Raw genomic sequence first — 15,611 nt, forward strand, 5'->3', positions numbered from 1 at the left:
TTTATGAACCGGAACGGTTTTTAAGTCAAATCAGAAATCCCTCGGCACCGCGAGCATCCTGTCGAGCGCGGCCCTGGCTCTCGCCCTTATATCCTCGGGGACACTTACCACGTTCTTCATCTCTATGAGACTCGTCCTTACGTCCTCAAGCGTTATGAGCTTCATGTTGGGGCAAATGAGGGACTTTGACGGCAGGACGAACTTCTTCTCCGGGTTTTCCTTCCTGAGCCTGTAGAGTATGCCCATCTCGGTGCCTATTATCAGGGTCTTTGCGCTCGTAGAGGCCGCGAACTTGTACATGCCTGAGGTAGAGCAGACGTGGTCCGCGAGCTTCACGACCTCGGGCCTGCACTCCGGGTGGCAGACGAAGAGGGCTTCAGGGTTCTCCTCTTTGGCCTTCAGCACATCTTGAACCGTGAGCCTCTCGTGGGTCGGGCAGTAGCCGTCCCACCATTCCATCCGCTTCTTCGACCTGAGCGAGACATAATGGGAGAGGTTCCTGTCCGGGATCATGTAGGCCCGGTCTTCGGGTAGCGAATCGACAACCTTGACGGCATTGGCCGAGGTGCAGCAGATGTCGCTTAATGCCTTGACCGCGGCGCTGGTATTTACGTACGCGACAACCGGCACGCCGGGCCTCTTCTCCTTTTCCCTTACGAGGTCTTCAGGGGTTATCATGTCTGCCATTGGGCAGCCCGCGTCCATCCTCGGCAGTACTACAGTCTTTTGCGGTGATAGTATGGCCGCGCTCTCTGCCATGAAGTGCACCCCGCAGAAGACTATCACCTCCGCGCCGCTTTCTGCCGCCGCCTGGCTCAACGCCAGCGAGTCGCCCGTTATATCGGCAATCTCCTGGACCTCGTCCCTCTGGTAGTTGTGGGCGAGCATTATGGCGTTCCGTTCCTTAAGGAGCGCCCTCACCTCTTTTTTAATTTCTTCCCTGCCGTCCATCTCTTCCCCATGCGTCATGTGTTCCCGCGGACTAACACCTTTATCCCGCGCGTCAACTTATGATATTATTCCAAAAAATCAGGCCGGTAAAGGATTTAATGAGATGCCGATAGGCGAAAGGGAAAAAAAGGAACTCCTGAGGATAGCGCGGGAAGCGATAGAAGCCAGGGCCCGAAGGACCGCAGCGAGCTTTAAAATTGATAACGCCTCAGGTGCCTTGAACGAGGACTCAGGCGCGTTCGTGACCATAAACAGGAAAGGGCGTCTCCGGGGCTGCATAGGCGTTTTCGCCTCAAAAGACCCGCTCTGGAAGACCATAGAGAGGATGGCGGCTGCGGCCGCCGCCGAGGACCCGAGGTTCGTGCCAGTCGGCGAGGACGAGCTTCCGGATCTGGATATAGAGATTTCGGTACTTACGCCTTTAAGGAAGATAGCGGATCCGGAGGAGGTGGAGGTGGGCCGCCACGGCCTCGTCATCGCGCTCGGGAATAAGCGCGGCGCTCTCCTTCCGCAGGTTGCTACCGAACACGGCTTCGACAGGGAGACCTTCCTTTCCGAGGCATGCGTAAAGGCCGGCCTCAAGCCTGACGCATGGAAGGAAGGCGCGTCGATATACGTATTCGAGGCGGAGGTGTTCGGGGGAAAGAAGCTGGCGCACCCGTAGCTATTTCAAAAACCGCGCTATATTCCGTTTAAGCAAAGTGTAGGGCGTTCATAGCCCACATCCGGAATTGAATGCTCGTGAGCAGTAAACGGAAATCCTGTCCTGGCCCTCAGTTCCCGTTAAATATGCTTGCGAACTTCTTGTCGGTTATCATCATGTGATTTCTGAGCCATTGCAATAAGTTCTGCTGCAGGTTCAGGGCCAGGCTGGCGGATGCACCCCGGGCCCGGTATTTATCCTTGAAGTTGGCCAGGGCCCGCCTTAAAAAATGGTGCTGCGCCTTATGCGTGCTGAAATCGATTTCAGGCCTTGATGACATAAGCCGCTCTTCCGCGCTGAAGTGCTCGACCGCGTATGCTTCGAGGAACCTGATCAGGACCGCCACTTCCTCCGCGCCTCTCCCATCCCGCATGGCTTCGAGCAGGACATTAACCCTTTTGACCAGCTCCATATGCTGCGCATCCATCACATCCAGGCCCATCAAGTAAAAATCGTTCCACTGTGTTGTCATCGGATCGCCCCCCTTGCGTGTTCCATGCATTTGCTCCCCCGCGGCGTAGACCGGCGACTTGATTTTAGGCGGTTACGGCCTCGGCTTCTGGCCCGTGACGGCCGGTTTCGTCCGCCAGATGGGCGGTCTTTATCTCTTCCGCCGTGAAGACGCGCCCGGAATCCAATATGATCACGAACTCCTGGCCCCGCTTCCCCATCCCCTTTATCATTGCCGAATCCATGGTCATGCCTATCCTGGGAGGGGGCTCTATCTGAGCTTCCTCAAGGCTTATAACCTCCCGGACCGAGTCCGCCAATGCCCCTATTACCGTCTGCGCGCCCTCGTAACCGACCTCGGCGATTATTATGCACGTGTCCTTGGTGTCGCCCTTCCCGGAGAGGCCCAGCTTGAGCCTGAGGTCCAGTACCGGGACGACGTTCCCCCTCAGGTTTATGACTCCCCTCATGAACTCCGGCATACGAGGCACCTTTGTGATGGATGTGAAGTCGAGCACCTCCTTTACCTGAGATATCTCAAGAGCGAAGACCTCGTCCTCGAGCATGAAGGTCAGGTATTGTACCGGTCCGGAAGCGGATGGAATGCCCATTAATAGGCCTCCTGGACTCTTATCCCTGCGCCGGGAGCGCCATTTGCCTCCGGCTGCCTGAACTGCGCGATCCGGGAAACCGCATGGGTTTTAGAGCGCCTGGCCGGCCCGGCCCCCGCATTCTTCCCGTTTTCGAGCTGGAAGTAAGCTATTGCGCTTTGAAGCCTGGTCGCCTGTGCTGCGAGCTCCTCGGAGGTCGCCGACAGCTCCTCGGCCCCGCTTGCGTTCTGCTGGATTATGTGATCGAGCTCCTGGATGGCCTTGTTTATCTGGTCGGCTCCCGCGCTCTGCTCGTTGCTTGCGGAGGTTATCTCTTTAACGAGCTCGGCCGTTTTCTGTATGTCAGGCACGAGCATGGCGAGCATCTCGCCGGTCTCTTCGGCCGTGTGCACGCTGGCGGTGGAGAGCTTGCCTATCTCCCCGGCCGCGGCCTGGCTCCTTTCGGCAAGCTTCCTGACCTCGGAGGCCACGACCGCAAAGCCCTTGCCGTGCTCCCCGGCCCTCGCCGCCTCGATAGCGGCATTCAATGCAAGCAGGTTCGTCTGTCTCGCTATCTCCTCGATGATGGATATCCTGGCGGCGATATCCTTCATCGCGCCTACAGTCTCGGCCACCGCCTTTCCGCTTTTGAGAGCGTCAGAGGCCGACTTGGTGGCTATCGCTTCGGTCTCGCTTGCGTTCGAGGTGTTCTGCCTTATGTTCGAGGCCATCTGCTCCATCGCGGTCGAGGTCTCCTCTATGGAGGAGGCCTGCTCGGTTGCGCCGGAGGATATCTGCTGGGCGCTGCCGTTCAGCTCCTCGGAAGAGGAAGCGAGCTGTTCGACAGAGTTGTTGATGTCGTTGATTATGGAATGTATGTGCCCCATCATCCTGTTGAAGGTCTCGGCCATCTGGCCGCATTCGTCCCGCGAACCCACTTTGAGCTTGAGAGCGATATTGCCGGTCCGCTCGATCTCCGACATGGCCTCCTTGAGGTAATTCATCGGGCCTATGACTTTTTTCGTTATGAAAAAGACCGCGATGAAGCAGATCGCCGAGGCCGCCGCGAGCAGGGCCGAATCCATTATCATGCTCCTTTTATATCCTTTCAGCTCGGCGGCGAGCTTTGAGCTCACCATGCTCCCGACGGCTTCCGAGACATTGAGTATGCTGTCGATGCCTTCGCTGCTCTTTTCCACCCACTCCTTGCCCGTTACGGGATAATTACCCGTGGAAGTCTCCGCATAGACGCCTTTTCTGACCTCGCCGAAGGAGCCGAGGAAGACCTTTTCCATCTCCGATACGGACCTCATGACCTCTGCTTCTATCCCCGCGGCTCCCTTAAGGCGCAGTATCGGTTTTATGTTGATGTCCACGACCGCCCTGAACGTATTGAGCCTCTCGAGGGCGGCAGGATCAACCGGTCTCCTCGAGCTGACGAAATCGCCCAAAGTGGCGCGCTCCCGTCCGGCATACTCGCTCACAAGCCAAACTGCCTGCTTGAGCTCGATATTCATTCTGAGCGCTTCCTGCAGGGTCTCCCGGTCCTTTGTGGACATGAATGCCGCGAGACGCAGCTCGGAGCAGTTGTCTATCAATGAGGTTATCGAGGCTATCCAGCTCTTGGCTGAGTATGTCTTGGACGGGTTCGTCAGGTTGCCGTCGATGCTCTTTCTGAGCGCTTGCAATTCGGAAAAGGAGCCCGCAGCCCTTTCCATCGCCGTCTGCAGGAGGGAATTCGAAGGATCATGCTCCGCCAGTTCCCTGGCCAAGGCTTGCGCCTTGCTGAAAGCCTCGTCCCCGGCGCTCCTTATTTCGTTCAGTTTTTTGAAAGTAGCGCCGTCCATGACCGCCCCCGGGGCGAGGTATATGGCGGTTACCCCCCGCTCCTTAGCCTGATAGCCTGAAGCACGCAGGATGTAATCCGAAAGCCGGTTGGCCTTTTCCAGCTGCTTTACCGCGTTCGCCTTGGCATATGAGTCCCAGACATTTCCGGCTGAAATCGCTATTAGAAAAAGGACCAGCAAGGCAATGACTCCCGTCAGGAAAACTTTGATGCTCAAACGATTCAGCAAACCCATATTCTCTCCTCATCCCCCTTTTTTTTAGCTGCTAAAACCCTTGCTCGCGCCCGTTGACGCCCTGCCGGGAAACGCCCGTCTCAACCGTTCCGGGAGGCTTTCGATTTCCAGAAATTCAGATATATCATAACAGACTGTTATATTTATCGGCTCCAAAGACTACCGCTTTAGTCTTTTTTGAAATCTCAAATTAATCAAGCATATACGCAAGAAGTGCGGCGGCCAAGGTTCTTTCATTGGGAGGCTATTGCGGGCAGGGTATTTAAAATCGCATAACACTACGTTGCTTTACAAATCTGAAAAATCTGCTAAAGTTCGTGCATCACCCCGACTCTGTTGGTTTCGGCCCGACCGCCTTCAAATTTTCTCGTGCCCGCACCGGCATTCTCTGTTTTACACAGAAAGCGCAGCGTACGCAGGATTACGCTGTCATGCGCGCGGCCCTTAAGCAGATTTTTTCCTTCGATTCCCGGCGGGCCTGGCGGGAGCTACAGCATTCTCATTCCGGGGAAGATCAATGCCGAAGACATCCTTAGGTAAAGAGCTGGAACGGCTCAGGTCTGAGCTTATCAGGAAGACCAACGAGAAGTGGACTCAGAAGAAGGTCGCCGAAAAAATAGGGGTTACTGCCCAGGCATACCAGAACTGGATGCACGGCAGGAGGGGGAAGGAGCTGGACCTCGGCACTCTATGGAAAATCAACGAAACGCTGCAGGGCGATTTCAGCCGGCTGGTAAGACTCGCGAGGCCGGACCTCTATATGTACTGTACGGAGCTTTGCAAAGAGAAGCATTCCCAGGACCTCGATATGTATCCTCCTGATATCTCAAGCCTGATCTCCATTTTGCTTGATCTGCGGGTAAAAAAAAGAAGTGAGTTCAATAAGCTTAAAAAGATAATCGAGATAGTCTACTACTGAATCCGTTCAGGCGCATATGCCGGGGCATATCGCATGCCTGGCCTGAAATTCTTATCTCAGCTCTCCTACCGCCTCGCCTATCCTCTTTATCCCCTTTACTATGTGTTCCATCGAGGTCGCGTAGGAAAGCCTCATGAAGCGGTCGTCTCCAAAGGGCTCGCCGGGCACGACGGCGATCCCGGCCTCGTCAATCAGGTAAGTGGCGAGCGCGACCGACCCGTCTATCTTTTTCCCTTTATAAGACCTTCCGAAGAGGCCCGATATGTTCGCGAATACATAGAACGCGCCCTGCGGCCTTATGGCGCTTATGCCGTCTATGGCGTTAAGGCCGTCCACCATCGCGTCCCGCCTTTTGCCGAACTCCGCTACCATCCTGGTTATCGCGCCCTGCGGGCCGCTTATGGCCTCGACCGCCGCCCACTGGCTAACTGAGGTCGGGTTCGAGGTGGACTGGCTCTGGATGTTGGTCATGGCCTTTATTATCTCTTTCGGCCCCGCGGCATAGCCTATCCTCCACCCTGTCATTGAATAGGTCTTTGAGACGCCGTTAAGGACTATGGTCCTCTTCCTGACCTCGTCCGAGACGGACGCTATGGAGGTCGCCCGGAAGCCGCCGTAAGTGAGCTTCTCGTATATCTCATCCGAGATGATGAGAAGCCCGTTCTCAAGCGCTATCTCCGCAAGCCTCCCCAGCTCCTTTTCAGTGTAGGCCGCGCCCGTGGGGTTCGAGGGGCTGTTAATGACGATTGCCTTGGTATTCGGGCCTATGGCGGCCCTGAAGGCCTCGGGCGACATCCTGAAGCCCGCGGCCTCGTCGGTATGCACGACCTTCGGTACCCCGCCGCCGAGCGCGGCCATGACAGGGTACGAGACCCAGTACGGGGCGGGTATTATGACCTCGTCGCCGGGGTCGAGGATGGCCTGGAAGAGGTTGAAGATCGAGTGCTTGCCGCCGCAGGAGACTATAATCTCGTCACGCGAATAGTCGAGGGAGTTGTCGCGGCTGAACTTCCCGATAATGGCGTCCTTCAATTCATTTATGCCGCCGACCGCCGTGTATTTCGTATGCCCGTCGCGAATGGCCCTTATGGCGGCTTCTTTTATGTTCTCTGGCGTATCGAAGTCAGGCTCGCCCGCGCCGAAGCCTATGACGTCCCTGCCCTCCGCCTTTAACGCCCGCGCCTTCGCGGTTATGGCGAGCGTTACCGATTCCTCGAGTCCTGAAAGCCTTCCGGCAAGCTTGAACATCCCGATGCTCCTTCGTGATCAGGCTGCTGAACGTGTTTTGAGTTTTTCAGCAACCTGCTATTTCCTGCGGCCTTTCCTGGCGGGGGCCGCCTTGAACTTCTCTTTTAATTTTCTAGCGACCCTTGACGTAACAAAGGCGGTCAGGTCGCCGCCGTAGCGGGCTATCTCCTTTATAAAACGCGAACTCACTGGCGCGTAGTTGTCGGAGGTCATCATAAAGACCGTCTCTATCGAGGGGTCGAGCTTCCTGTTTATGAGCGCCATCTGGAACTCGTACTCGAAATCCGACATGACCCTGAGGCCCCGGAGGACGATATTCGCACCCTTCTCCTTGACGTAGTCCATGAGGAGGGAGTCGAAGCTCTCTACTTTTATGTTCCTGTGCCTCCCGACCTCTTCCCGTATCATCGCGAGCCGCTCATCTGCCGTGAAGAGCGGGGCCTTTCCCGGGCTCTCGGCAACGGCGACGATTAGGACGTCAAATAGCTTTACCCCGCGCTCTATTATGTCGAGATGGCCCCTCGTTATGGGGTCGAAGGTCCCGGGGTATACGCATATGCGCTTGGAAGCCGCCATTTTAGCTCCGCTTGAGGAAATATACGAGCGTATCTCCATACCTTCTCTGGTCGAAGACCGTAAGACCCTCTAATTCAGCCTCGCCGAGCGGCGCCCTTTTCGCCGACTCCGCCACTATCACCCCTTCGGGGGAGAGGAGCCCTCCGCGTCCAATGGCCTTAAGCGTACTGGCAAACAGCTCTGAGCTGTAGGGGGGGTCTATTATTATAAGGTCGAAGCGGGCGCCCTTCCTCGAAAGCTCCTCAACGGCCTTTACGGCGTCCTTCCGGATGATACGGGCCTCCTGCCCGCAGATGTCGAGGTTCTTCCGTATGACCTGGGCCGCGCCCTTGTCGCTCTCGACAAAGGTGGCCTCTTCCGCCCCCCTTGAGAGGGCCTCGATGCCCATGGCCCCGGTCCCGGCATAGAGGTCGAGCACCGTCCTGAACGGGAAATCCCTGGGGAGTATGTTGAAGACCGATTCCCTCACCTTGTCGGAGGTGGGCCTTATCCCCGGGCCCCGGAAAGAAGCGAGCCTTCTGCCCTTGAGACTGCCTCCTATTATCCTCAAAGCCTATTGCCCGCCGCCCTCGGGCACTCCGAAGACCTTTATCGAGATGAGCCTTTTTCTGGGGCCGTCGAACTCGGAGAAGTACACTGCCTGCCACTGCCCGAGCGCGAGCCTGCCCTTTGTGACCGGCACTGTCACGCTATTGCCCACGAGAAGTGATTTCAGATGGGCGTCCGCATTCCTGCCGTAGTCGCCCTTGTTGTGCTTGTATTCGGGCTTGTTGGGGACCATTTCCTTCAGGAAGTTGTGGAAGTCCTCCTCAAGGTCGCGGTCGGCGTTATTCAAGTGTATGCTCGCGGTCGTATGGCCCGTAAATACCAGCGCCATGCCTTCATGGATGCCGCTCTCCGATATCACGGCCTCCACCTGGTTCGTAATGTTGACCTCCTCGGTCTTGGCACCTGTCTTGACCCTGATAGCGCTGGCAAAGACCTTCATCTGCCCTCCTTGGAATCGGAAATCTGGCCGCCCTCATCTCCCCGCGGGCCAGTATTATACTTTATGTGCCGGGCGAAATTCCACTGGAACGATCAGCCGATGAGACGGGGCAGCAACTCTCCTGCCCTGCCCTGAAGGACCGCGTCCATGCGCCCCGAAAGGGGCGTCGTCTCCGGGTTTATCTCGACAACGAAAGCGCCCGCGTCCTTTGCCCTGGTCGCGAAAGAAGCGGCTGGCTGGACGACCCCGGATGTGCCGACGACAAGCATGATATCGGCGCTTGAGACGGCCTCGAACGACCTGTAGAGGAGGTCCTCCGGGAGCGCTTCGCCGAACCATACCACCCCCGGCCTAAGAAGCCCGCCGCAGCCGCACCTCGGCAGTATTTTTATCGGCACATCCTTGTTTTCGCTTGAATTTCCACATTCAATGCACCGGACCGTCCATATGGAGCCGTGTATCTCGAGGACGTTCCTGCTCCCCGCGCTCCTGTGGAGGCCGTCCACATTCTGCGTTATGAGCGTGAATGCCGGGTTCCTTTGTTCGAACTCCGCGAGGGCGTAGTGGGCCGGGTTGGGGCGTATCCCGGAGATTATCGAGCGCCTCCAGTCGTACCATTCCCAGACGAGGGCCGGGTCGCGCTCGAATGCCTCGGGGGTCGCGAGGTCTTCGGGCCTGAAATTCCTCCACAGGCCGTCCGGCCCCCTGAATGTCGGGACGCCGCTCTCAGCGGATATGCCTGCACCTGTAAGCGCAACCGGCGAACGGGACGCCTTGAGCTTTTCCTTTATCGCTTCGAGTTCCATTCGGGTATGCTGGTCGGCTGGACGGCTGAGGGACCTGTCTGTCAGGATGTTGAAAAAGTCCTTCCTGGACTTTTCAACCACGGCTTGGCCGGAATGAATCCGTCCAAGCCTCACAAATTGCTCGACTTGAATAGTCTTCGCAATTTGGCAATCCATCCGTGGATTGCTTAGCAGGGTTTTTTTCAACACCCTGCTAAGGGTCCGGGGCGCGGGTCAGCCGGTTTTCGGAGAGACAGCGCGAGGCGGGACCTCAGGTCCTGAACTTGCCCTCTTTGGAGATTACTCCGTTCCTTATCGCTTCCTTTATTATCCTTCTTGCGCTCTCGATCTGCTCTTCCTCGACCGCGATCCTCTTTTCAATGTAGGCGCCGATGTCGGTCGCGAAACGGAGCTTGCCGAGCGACCTGAAGGAGCATGTGATATTCCGGCCCTCCATGAGGGTCTCCACTACGCTTGCGTCGAGGTCGTTATAGAAGGAATAGAGGTCTATGAACTTGATCCTGGTTGCCATAAGCCGAAAAAAGTATACTGAAAACCGCCGGTTTTGTCAAATATTGCTTCGGGTTACAGGCCTTTCCGCTCCTTCCCGGCCTATCCCGCCGGGGGCCGAATGCGCCGTCCGCTTGACTTTTATGGCATGTGCCTGAGATAATCGGTAAATTCCGCCAGAGCGCGATCAAGCGAATGTTCAATTATAAGGCAAGCTATAAATCACATCAGCTTACGGAGGAGAAACAGTGCTCATAAAAAGGTCTTTGGCGGTCTTTGCCGCCCTCTTTATCTGGGTCACTCTCTTAGGAATGGGCAAGGGGCCAGGCACCGAGGTCCCGCTTCCCGAGATCAATTTCAAGGCAACCGTAAGGGACGACCAGGACATAACGACAAAGGTGCAGAACGCCTCGTGGGAAGGGGAGATATTCTTTATCGGCACCAGGGGCAAGGGAACGGTTACGGTATTCTTCGAGAAAATAAGGAAGATAACGGCCACGGGCACGGGGGCTGAGAACAAAAGCGACTTCCAGGTCACCATGAAAAACGGCGACGTGGTGGCCATAAGCCTCGATAACGACCAGCGCTTCTTCGGCACCACTAACTACGGCACCTACAGGGTGCTCGCGAAGAACATAAAAGAGATAACTTTCGAGTAGAACGAATGCAGGCTTAAAATGAAAAAAGGCGGGCTGGAATCCAGCCCGCCTTTTTTTCATTAAGGAGAGACTTATTCAGCCCAGGTCGCCGAGGATGTACTGCACTATCGACATTATAGCCAGGGCCGCGGTCTCGGCGCGGAGTATGCGCGGGCCGAGACCAGCTTTCACGAACCCGGCTCCGACGGCCTCTGCCGCCTCGCCGGGCGACAGCCCCCCTTCGGGGCCGACCAGCACCGAAACCCCATGCTTACCGCGCGCGCCCTTAAGGGCCTCCTTAAGCCCAACCGCCCCTTCCTTTTCCCAGAGAAGAAGCTTCAAATTCTCGTCATGGCCTTTCAGCGCGCCCTTTAGGTCCGGAGCGTAGTTTATTTCAGGCAGGACCGTCCTTCCGCACTGCTTGGCGGCCTCAATGGCCGCCTTCTTCCATCTCGCCTGCCTCACGGCCTCTTTATCCGAGCTTACGCGGGGTATGGTCCTTGAGGTGTTGTAGAAGCAGACCTCCCGTATCCCGAGCTCGGTCGCCTTCTGGATTATGAACTCGGGCCTGTCCCCCTTGAGAAGCGCCTGGAGGAGGACGAAATCGAGCGGGCTCTCCCTTTCACCGCTTGAACTCCCATCGATGATCACGGAGGCGGAGCTTTTGCCGACCTCCTCGATTCTCCCTGAAAGCTCAAGACCTTTACCGTTAAATAGAAAAACAGAAGCACCCGGGGCTAGCCTCAGCACCTTCTTGAGATGATAGAACTCCTCCCCGGCGACTTCCGCGCGGGTAGAGTGCTCGCTCAAGTCCTCTTTATAGAACCTTCTCATCGATTGCCTTCAACGGCTTACGGAAGACGAGGGCGACCCATTCCTTTGAGGAATATGCCTTCTCAAGGACAAGGCCGGGGTATGCCCGTATTACCTCGTCTTTTTCATGCTGGAGGATCCCGGAGAGTATCAGACGGCCGCCTGGGCTTACCCGGCCGGCCAATTCAGGCGAAAGCCTTTTAAGCTCTCCTGCGAGGATGTTCGCGGCTACAAGGTGGAACCTTCCCCTGGTCCTTTCGACGAGGCGGGAGCTCAAGGCCACCTTTACCCTGTTGTGCATTGCGTTCTTACGGGCGACCTTGACGGCCACTTCGTCTATCTCAAGGCCCACGGCCTTCCGGAACCCCAGTTTTTTGGCAGCTATGGCAAGGACTCCAGTGCCTGTGCCCACATCGAGAAAGTCCGGATTCGCCGGGAGCTTACGGTCGATTACGAGCCTTAAGAGTGCGCGGAGGCACATCTTTGTCGTAGCATGGCCGCCGGTACCGAAGGCCATGCCAGGGTCTATTTCGATTATCTTTTCACCGGGCCTCTTCGGCGATCTCTTCCAGGTGGGCCTTACGAGGACTGACCTGCCTTTATAGCTTACCCGTACGGGCCTGAGCCCCTTTTTCCATTTCTCGGACCAGTCGGTCTCCTTTAAGGTGGAGGTTGTCAGCTTCCAGCCCACGCTCCCGAGCTTACGGCGTATGTCCTTGAGCTTTGCCATTTCACCCTCGTTCAGATACGCCCTGAGCGCCGCTTCGGGCGACTTTGAAGGCGGCTCTTCGCGCGTCTCGTCCTCCCACCTGCTGTATGAAACGAGCTTGCCGGCTGCTCCCTCGTCCGCCTCTTCGAGGACGCCGGGGCTCCCTGCCTCTATGAGGGCCGCCGATACCGCGTCCCTCGACCGGGCCGGGCCTTTTGCCCGTATCTCTATCCATCCGGCCATTCAGGCGTCTACGACCTCATGTTCACGAACTGGAGGCTTATGTCCATGTCCTTGCCTTTAATGGCCTGTATGGCCTCCTGCAGGTCGTCAATCTTCTTACCGGTGACCCTTATCTGGTCGTCCATGATCTGGGTCTGCACCTTGAGTTTCAGGTCCTTTACCAGCCTCGTTATCTCCTTGGCCTTTTCCGAGGGTATGCCCTGGCGTATCTTGAGGACCTGTTTTTTCATGCTCCCGGATGCGTCCTCGACCTTGCCGTATTCGAGGGACTTTAGGGACACCCCGCGCTTTACGAGCTTGGTCTGGAGTATGTCGAGGACGCTACGGAGCTTTCCGTCGTCATCGGCTATGACGGTTATGTCTTCCTTCTTCTCCCATTTTATCTCGCTCTTGGAGCCCTTGAAATCGTAGCGCTGCTCCATCTCCTTCGTTGCCTGGTTGACGGCGTTGTCGACCTCCTGAACGTCTGTCTTCGAGACTATATCGAATGACGGCATTTCCTACCTCCGTTCGTTTTTTTTCAAACCTGTACAGTCAGCTTCAGGGCCTCACGACCCGCACGCCCTGAGGAGGAGTGAAACGGAAAAGCGAATCGGGCGCGGGCGAGTTGACCTTAGTCTCCCTGAACTCCACCCTCGTTTCGGTCTCGAAGTGGTCGGTCATCTCCGTCTTTTTTATAAGGAGGCTCTTTTTATCGACTTCGAGCGCAAGGCTTTTGACGTTCGGGCTCTCCTCCCTGGGCGTAAGCACAATGCGCCATGTATCGCCTTTCGAGTCCGCAAGCCTCGCCTCGAACTCCTTTTCCAGGTTCCCGACGCCGGAGAGGAAGTCGGTTGCCATGCGGGAGGCCGCGGCATCAACGTCTCTTTCGATAGCCTGATTAAGGTCAGGCTGGTATATCCAGACGGTCTTGCCGTCGCCCACAATGAGGTCGCCCGCAGGTTTGCTGTACTCCCAACGCATCTTCCCCGGCTTTTTGAACCAGACCTTGCCACTTGCGGTCTCAGGCCTGCCCATGCCCCTTGAGGAGACCTCCTGGCTGAAATCAGACTGAAGAGTCGTGATGGATTCGTACCTCTCCTGGAGCTTCGAGAGGACTTCCTTAAGCTCATCTGCCGATGAAATTGCGGGAATAAGGCTCAGCAAGAGAGCCGATAACATTATCCGGAGGAGGGTCTTCATTTCCAATCCTTTTAGTTGGATTTCCGCGGCCTGGCTGCGTATTTTCCACGGATAATCTTCAATATAGCAGAAATCCTACTAAGGCGTTTTCCGGAGTAGCACTTCCCTCGGGCGGCTCCCCTGTGCAGGCCCCACCACACCCTCCTTCTCCATCTTCTCGATAATGCGGGCGGCGGTATTGTAGCCTATCCTGAACCTCCGCTGGATGTAGGAGGTCGATATCATCTCAAGCTGCGCGGCGAGCGCCACGGCCTCGTCATATCTACGGAGGAACTCTTCGCCCAGGTCCGCGTCCTCGTCGATCAGGGCGCTCTCCTCTTCCTCTATCTTCAAGTCCTCGTAGGCGGGACCGCCCTGCTTCTTCCAGAAATCCGTCACCCGTTTTATCTCGGTCTCGGAGACGTACGCGCCGTGTATCCTCTGGAGCTTCGATGTGCCGGGCGGCATAAAGAGCATGTCGCCCTGCCCTAAAAGCGTCTCGGCGCCGCCGGAGTCGATAATCGTCCTGGAATCGGTCCTCGAAGGGAGCTGGAAGGCTATCCTCGAAGGGAAGTTCGTCTTTATGAGACCAGTAACGACGTCGACCGACGGCCTCTGGGTTGCTATCATAAGGTGTATGCCGGAGGCCCTCGCCATCTGCGATAGCCTCACAAGGCATTCCTCAACGTCCTTCCCGGAGGTCATCATGAGGTCAGCGAGCTCGTCTATTATCACGACGATGAGCGGGAGCTTCTTCTCTTCGGGATTCCCGCCCTCCTCGACCATCTGGTTGTATTTATCGATATTCCTTGAGCCCTTCTCGGCCATGAGCTTGTAGCGCCGCCCCATCTCGGTGACAATGCTCTTAAGCGCGCCTGCCGCCTTCTTCGGGTCGGTTATGACCGGCGTTATCAGATGCGGTATGCCTTCGTAAGCCGATAACTCGAGCATCTTCGGGTCCACCATGAGGAAGCGGACCTCCTCGGGGGTGGCTTTGAAGAGGACGCTCAGTATCATGGCGTTCACGGAAACGCTCTTCCCTGCGCCTGTCGCGCCGGCAACGAGAAGATGGGGCATCTTGGCGAGGTCCGCCACGTAAGGCGTCCCGGAGATGTCTTTCCCGAGCGCGAGCGTAAGGCGCGAGCGGCTCTTTGCGAACGCAGGGCATTCGAGCATCTCACGGAGGAGTATCGTGTCCCTGGTCTGGTTCGGCACCTCTATGCCGACCACGGCCTTTCCGGGTATGGGCGCGATTATCCTAATGGACATGGCCTTCATGGCAAGGGCTAGGTCGTCGGAAAGGTTCATTATCCTGCCGACCTTTACCCCCGGCGCGGGCTCGAACTCGTACATGGTTACGACCGGACCTGGCCTCACCTCCAATACCCGGCCGTCTATGCCGAAGTCTAGTAGCTTCCTTTCAAGGACCTGCGAGTTCAGAAGGAGGGCCTTGTCGTCGACCGAGCTGTTCCTCTTGGGCACCGGGTCGAGGAGGGTAAGGGGAGGAAGCTTGAAAGACCCCTTGGGAGTCGTGAACTCGAGCGCCTCTTCCGGCTCCTCGGCCTGCCTCTTATTGTGTATCCTGGGAGTTATTATGGCCGGGGCCCCTGCCGGCCTTTCCGGCTCCTTCGGCTTTTCCCCGTTCTTTTTCTTCGGCCTGGGCTCCGTCTCCTCTTCCGGCTCGAGTTCTTCTTCAGGCTCTTCGGACTTCGCGGCCTTCATCCTGTCGTAGACGGCCCTGAAGACGGATACGGTCGGCGGAAGGGCCTTAAGCGCTATCTGTATGACGGATAGGCCCGTAGCCACGAGGAACGCTATCAAGAGGACCGCCGAGAGGAAGATGAACGAGCCTGTAATCCCGACGAGGCTCGTAAGGAAATCGCCCAGGATGGCGCCTGCCGCTCCCCCGTTCGAATCGATGAGATGGAGGAGGGCCGAGGACGAGAGGACGAAAAAGAGGAAGCTTACGGGCACGACCACCCTGAAACGGAAGAACCTCCGGAGGATAAGCCCCGCTGAGAGCAGAAACAGGATGAACGGGAATACGTAAGAGGTGTATCCGATGGACGCGAGAAAGGCCCAGGCCAGGTAGTCCCCTATTACCCCGCCCCAGAGCGCGCCTCTTGCGAAGGAGAAGAGGCTTACGGCGGAGTAGAGGGCCGCGGCAAAGAGGACGATGCCGATTATCTCCTGTTTGAGGCCCGCGTTACTAGTTTCTTTTTTTTTCGAAGTCGGTCTGGCCATTT

Annotated in this window: 18 protein-coding genes; 3 read left to right on the forward strand and 15 right to left on the reverse strand. The window is 56.9% G+C overall.

Annotated features, from left to right (window positions below; genetic code table 11):
* Positions 1-30: 30 nt before the first annotated feature.
* The gene (gene nadA / locus K8I01_07890) at positions 31-969 is read right to left on the reverse strand and encodes a quinolinate synthase NadA (GenBank protein ID MBZ0220337.1); all 939 of its coding nucleotides are present in this window, start codon (positions 967-969) and stop codon (positions 31-33) included.
* An 85-nt stretch (positions 970-1,054) separates the two neighbouring features.
* On the opposite strand from nadA, the gene amrA reads away from it, so the two are divergent.
* Positions 1,055-1,615 carry an AmmeMemoRadiSam system protein A gene (gene amrA / locus K8I01_07895; GenBank protein MBZ0220338.1) on the forward strand — a complete coding sequence of 187 codons (561 nt, stop codon included), beginning with the start codon at positions 1,055-1,057 and terminating at the stop codon, positions 1,613-1,615.
* A 109-nt stretch (positions 1,616-1,724) separates the two neighbouring features.
* Here amrA and K8I01_07900 read toward each other — a convergent pair whose 3' ends face one another.
* From K8I01_07900 to K8I01_07910, 3 genes are all read right to left on the reverse strand, one after another.
* The gene (locus K8I01_07900; protein ID MBZ0220339.1) at positions 1,725-2,126 is read right to left on the reverse strand and encodes a bacteriohemerythrin; all 402 of its coding nucleotides are present in this window, start codon (positions 2,124-2,126) and stop codon (positions 1,725-1,727) included.
* Positions 2,127-2,190: 64 nt separating this feature from the next.
* Positions 2,191-2,715, reverse strand: a complete 525-nt coding sequence (locus tag K8I01_07905) for a chemotaxis protein CheW (GenBank protein ID MBZ0220340.1) — start codon at positions 2,713-2,715, stop codon at positions 2,191-2,193.
* Entirely contained in the window at positions 2,715-4,253 is a 1,539-nt protein-coding gene (locus K8I01_07910; protein ID MBZ0220341.1) for a HAMP domain-containing protein, read from the reverse strand. Before K8I01_07910 ends, K8I01_07905 begins: the two co-directional genes overlap by 1 nt.
* A gap of 1,039 nt (positions 4,254-5,292) precedes the next feature.
* On the opposite strand from K8I01_07910, the gene K8I01_07915 reads away from it, so the two are divergent.
* Positions 5,293-5,694: a helix-turn-helix domain-containing protein gene (locus tag K8I01_07915; GenBank protein ID MBZ0220342.1), complete on the forward strand. Its 402-nt coding sequence runs from the start codon at positions 5,293-5,295 to the stop codon at positions 5,692-5,694.
* Positions 5,695-5,745: 51 nt separating this feature from the next.
* On the opposite strand, the gene K8I01_07920 is transcribed toward K8I01_07915, so the two are convergent.
* The 6 genes from K8I01_07920 to K8I01_07945 all read right to left on the reverse strand — a co-directional run bounded on the left by K8I01_07920 (position 5,746) and on the right by K8I01_07945 (position 9,823).
* On the reverse strand, positions 5,746-6,942 hold the full coding sequence (locus K8I01_07920; GenBank protein MBZ0220343.1) for a pyridoxal phosphate-dependent aminotransferase: 1,197 nt from the start codon (positions 6,940-6,942) through the stop codon (positions 5,746-5,748).
* Between the two features lie 57 nt (positions 6,943-6,999).
* Positions 7,000-7,518: a pantetheine-phosphate adenylyltransferase gene (coaD, locus tag K8I01_07925; protein ID MBZ0220344.1), complete on the reverse strand. Its 519-nt coding sequence runs from the start codon at positions 7,516-7,518 to the stop codon at positions 7,000-7,002.
* Position 7,519: 1 nt separating this feature from the next.
* On the reverse strand, positions 7,520-8,068 hold the full coding sequence (gene rsmD, locus K8I01_07930) for a 16S rRNA (guanine(966)-N(2))-methyltransferase RsmD (protein MBZ0220345.1): 549 nt from the start codon (positions 8,066-8,068) through the stop codon (positions 7,520-7,522).
* A gap of 3 nt (positions 8,069-8,071) precedes the next feature.
* Positions 8,072-8,506 carry a secondary thiamine-phosphate synthase enzyme YjbQ gene (locus K8I01_07935; GenBank protein ID MBZ0220346.1) on the reverse strand — a complete coding sequence of 145 codons (435 nt, stop codon included), beginning with the start codon at positions 8,504-8,506 and terminating at the stop codon, positions 8,072-8,074.
* Positions 8,507-8,598: 92 nt separating this feature from the next.
* Positions 8,599-9,312, reverse strand: a complete 714-nt coding sequence (locus K8I01_07940) for an NAD-dependent deacylase (protein ID MBZ0220347.1) — start codon at positions 9,310-9,312, stop codon at positions 8,599-8,601.
* Positions 9,313-9,562: 250 nt separating this feature from the next.
* Positions 9,563-9,823, reverse strand: coding sequence for a DUF2007 domain-containing protein (locus K8I01_07945; protein MBZ0220348.1), 261 nt, complete (start codon positions 9,821-9,823; stop codon positions 9,563-9,565).
* 226 nt (positions 9,824-10,049) lie between these two features.
* Here K8I01_07945 and K8I01_07950 point away from each other — a divergent pair, with 226 nt between their 5' ends.
* Positions 10,050-10,460 (forward strand): hypothetical protein, encoded by a 411-nt coding sequence (locus tag K8I01_07950; protein MBZ0220349.1) that lies wholly within the window; start codon positions 10,050-10,052, stop codon positions 10,458-10,460.
* A gap of 75 nt (positions 10,461-10,535) precedes the next feature.
* Here the strand turns inward: K8I01_07950 and K8I01_07955 are convergent, their stop codons facing one another.
* The 5 genes from K8I01_07955 to K8I01_07975 all read right to left on the reverse strand — a co-directional run bounded on the left by K8I01_07955 (position 10,536) and on the right by K8I01_07975 (position 15,609).
* A complete protein-coding gene (locus K8I01_07955; GenBank protein MBZ0220350.1) occupies positions 10,536-11,273 on the reverse strand; it encodes a 16S rRNA (uracil(1498)-N(3))-methyltransferase in 738 nt (245 codons plus the stop codon).
* Positions 11,257-12,204: a 50S ribosomal protein L11 methyltransferase gene (locus tag K8I01_07960; protein MBZ0220351.1), complete on the reverse strand. Its 948-nt coding sequence runs from the start codon at positions 12,202-12,204 to the stop codon at positions 11,257-11,259. Before K8I01_07960 ends, K8I01_07955 begins: the two co-directional genes overlap by 17 nt.
* An 8-nt stretch (positions 12,205-12,212) precedes the next feature.
* A complete protein-coding gene (locus tag K8I01_07965; GenBank protein ID MBZ0220352.1) occupies positions 12,213-12,701 on the reverse strand; it encodes a YajQ family cyclic di-GMP-binding protein in 489 nt (162 codons plus the stop codon).
* A gap of 43 nt (positions 12,702-12,744) precedes the next feature.
* On the reverse strand, positions 12,745-13,386 hold the full coding sequence (lolA, locus tag K8I01_07970; GenBank protein ID MBZ0220353.1) for an outer membrane lipoprotein chaperone LolA: 642 nt from the start codon (positions 13,384-13,386) through the stop codon (positions 12,745-12,747).
* A gap of 78 nt (positions 13,387-13,464) precedes the next feature.
* Positions 13,465-15,609: a DNA translocase FtsK 4TM domain-containing protein gene (locus K8I01_07975; GenBank protein ID MBZ0220354.1), complete on the reverse strand. Its 2,145-nt coding sequence runs from the start codon at positions 15,607-15,609 to the stop codon at positions 13,465-13,467.
* Positions 15,610-15,611 lie beyond the last annotated feature (2 nt).

It is taken from the genome of Deltaproteobacteria bacterium (assembly GCA_019912665.1).
Classification (GTDB): Bacteria; Desulfobacterota; GWC2-55-46; order GWC2-55-46; family GWC2-55-46; genus UBA5799.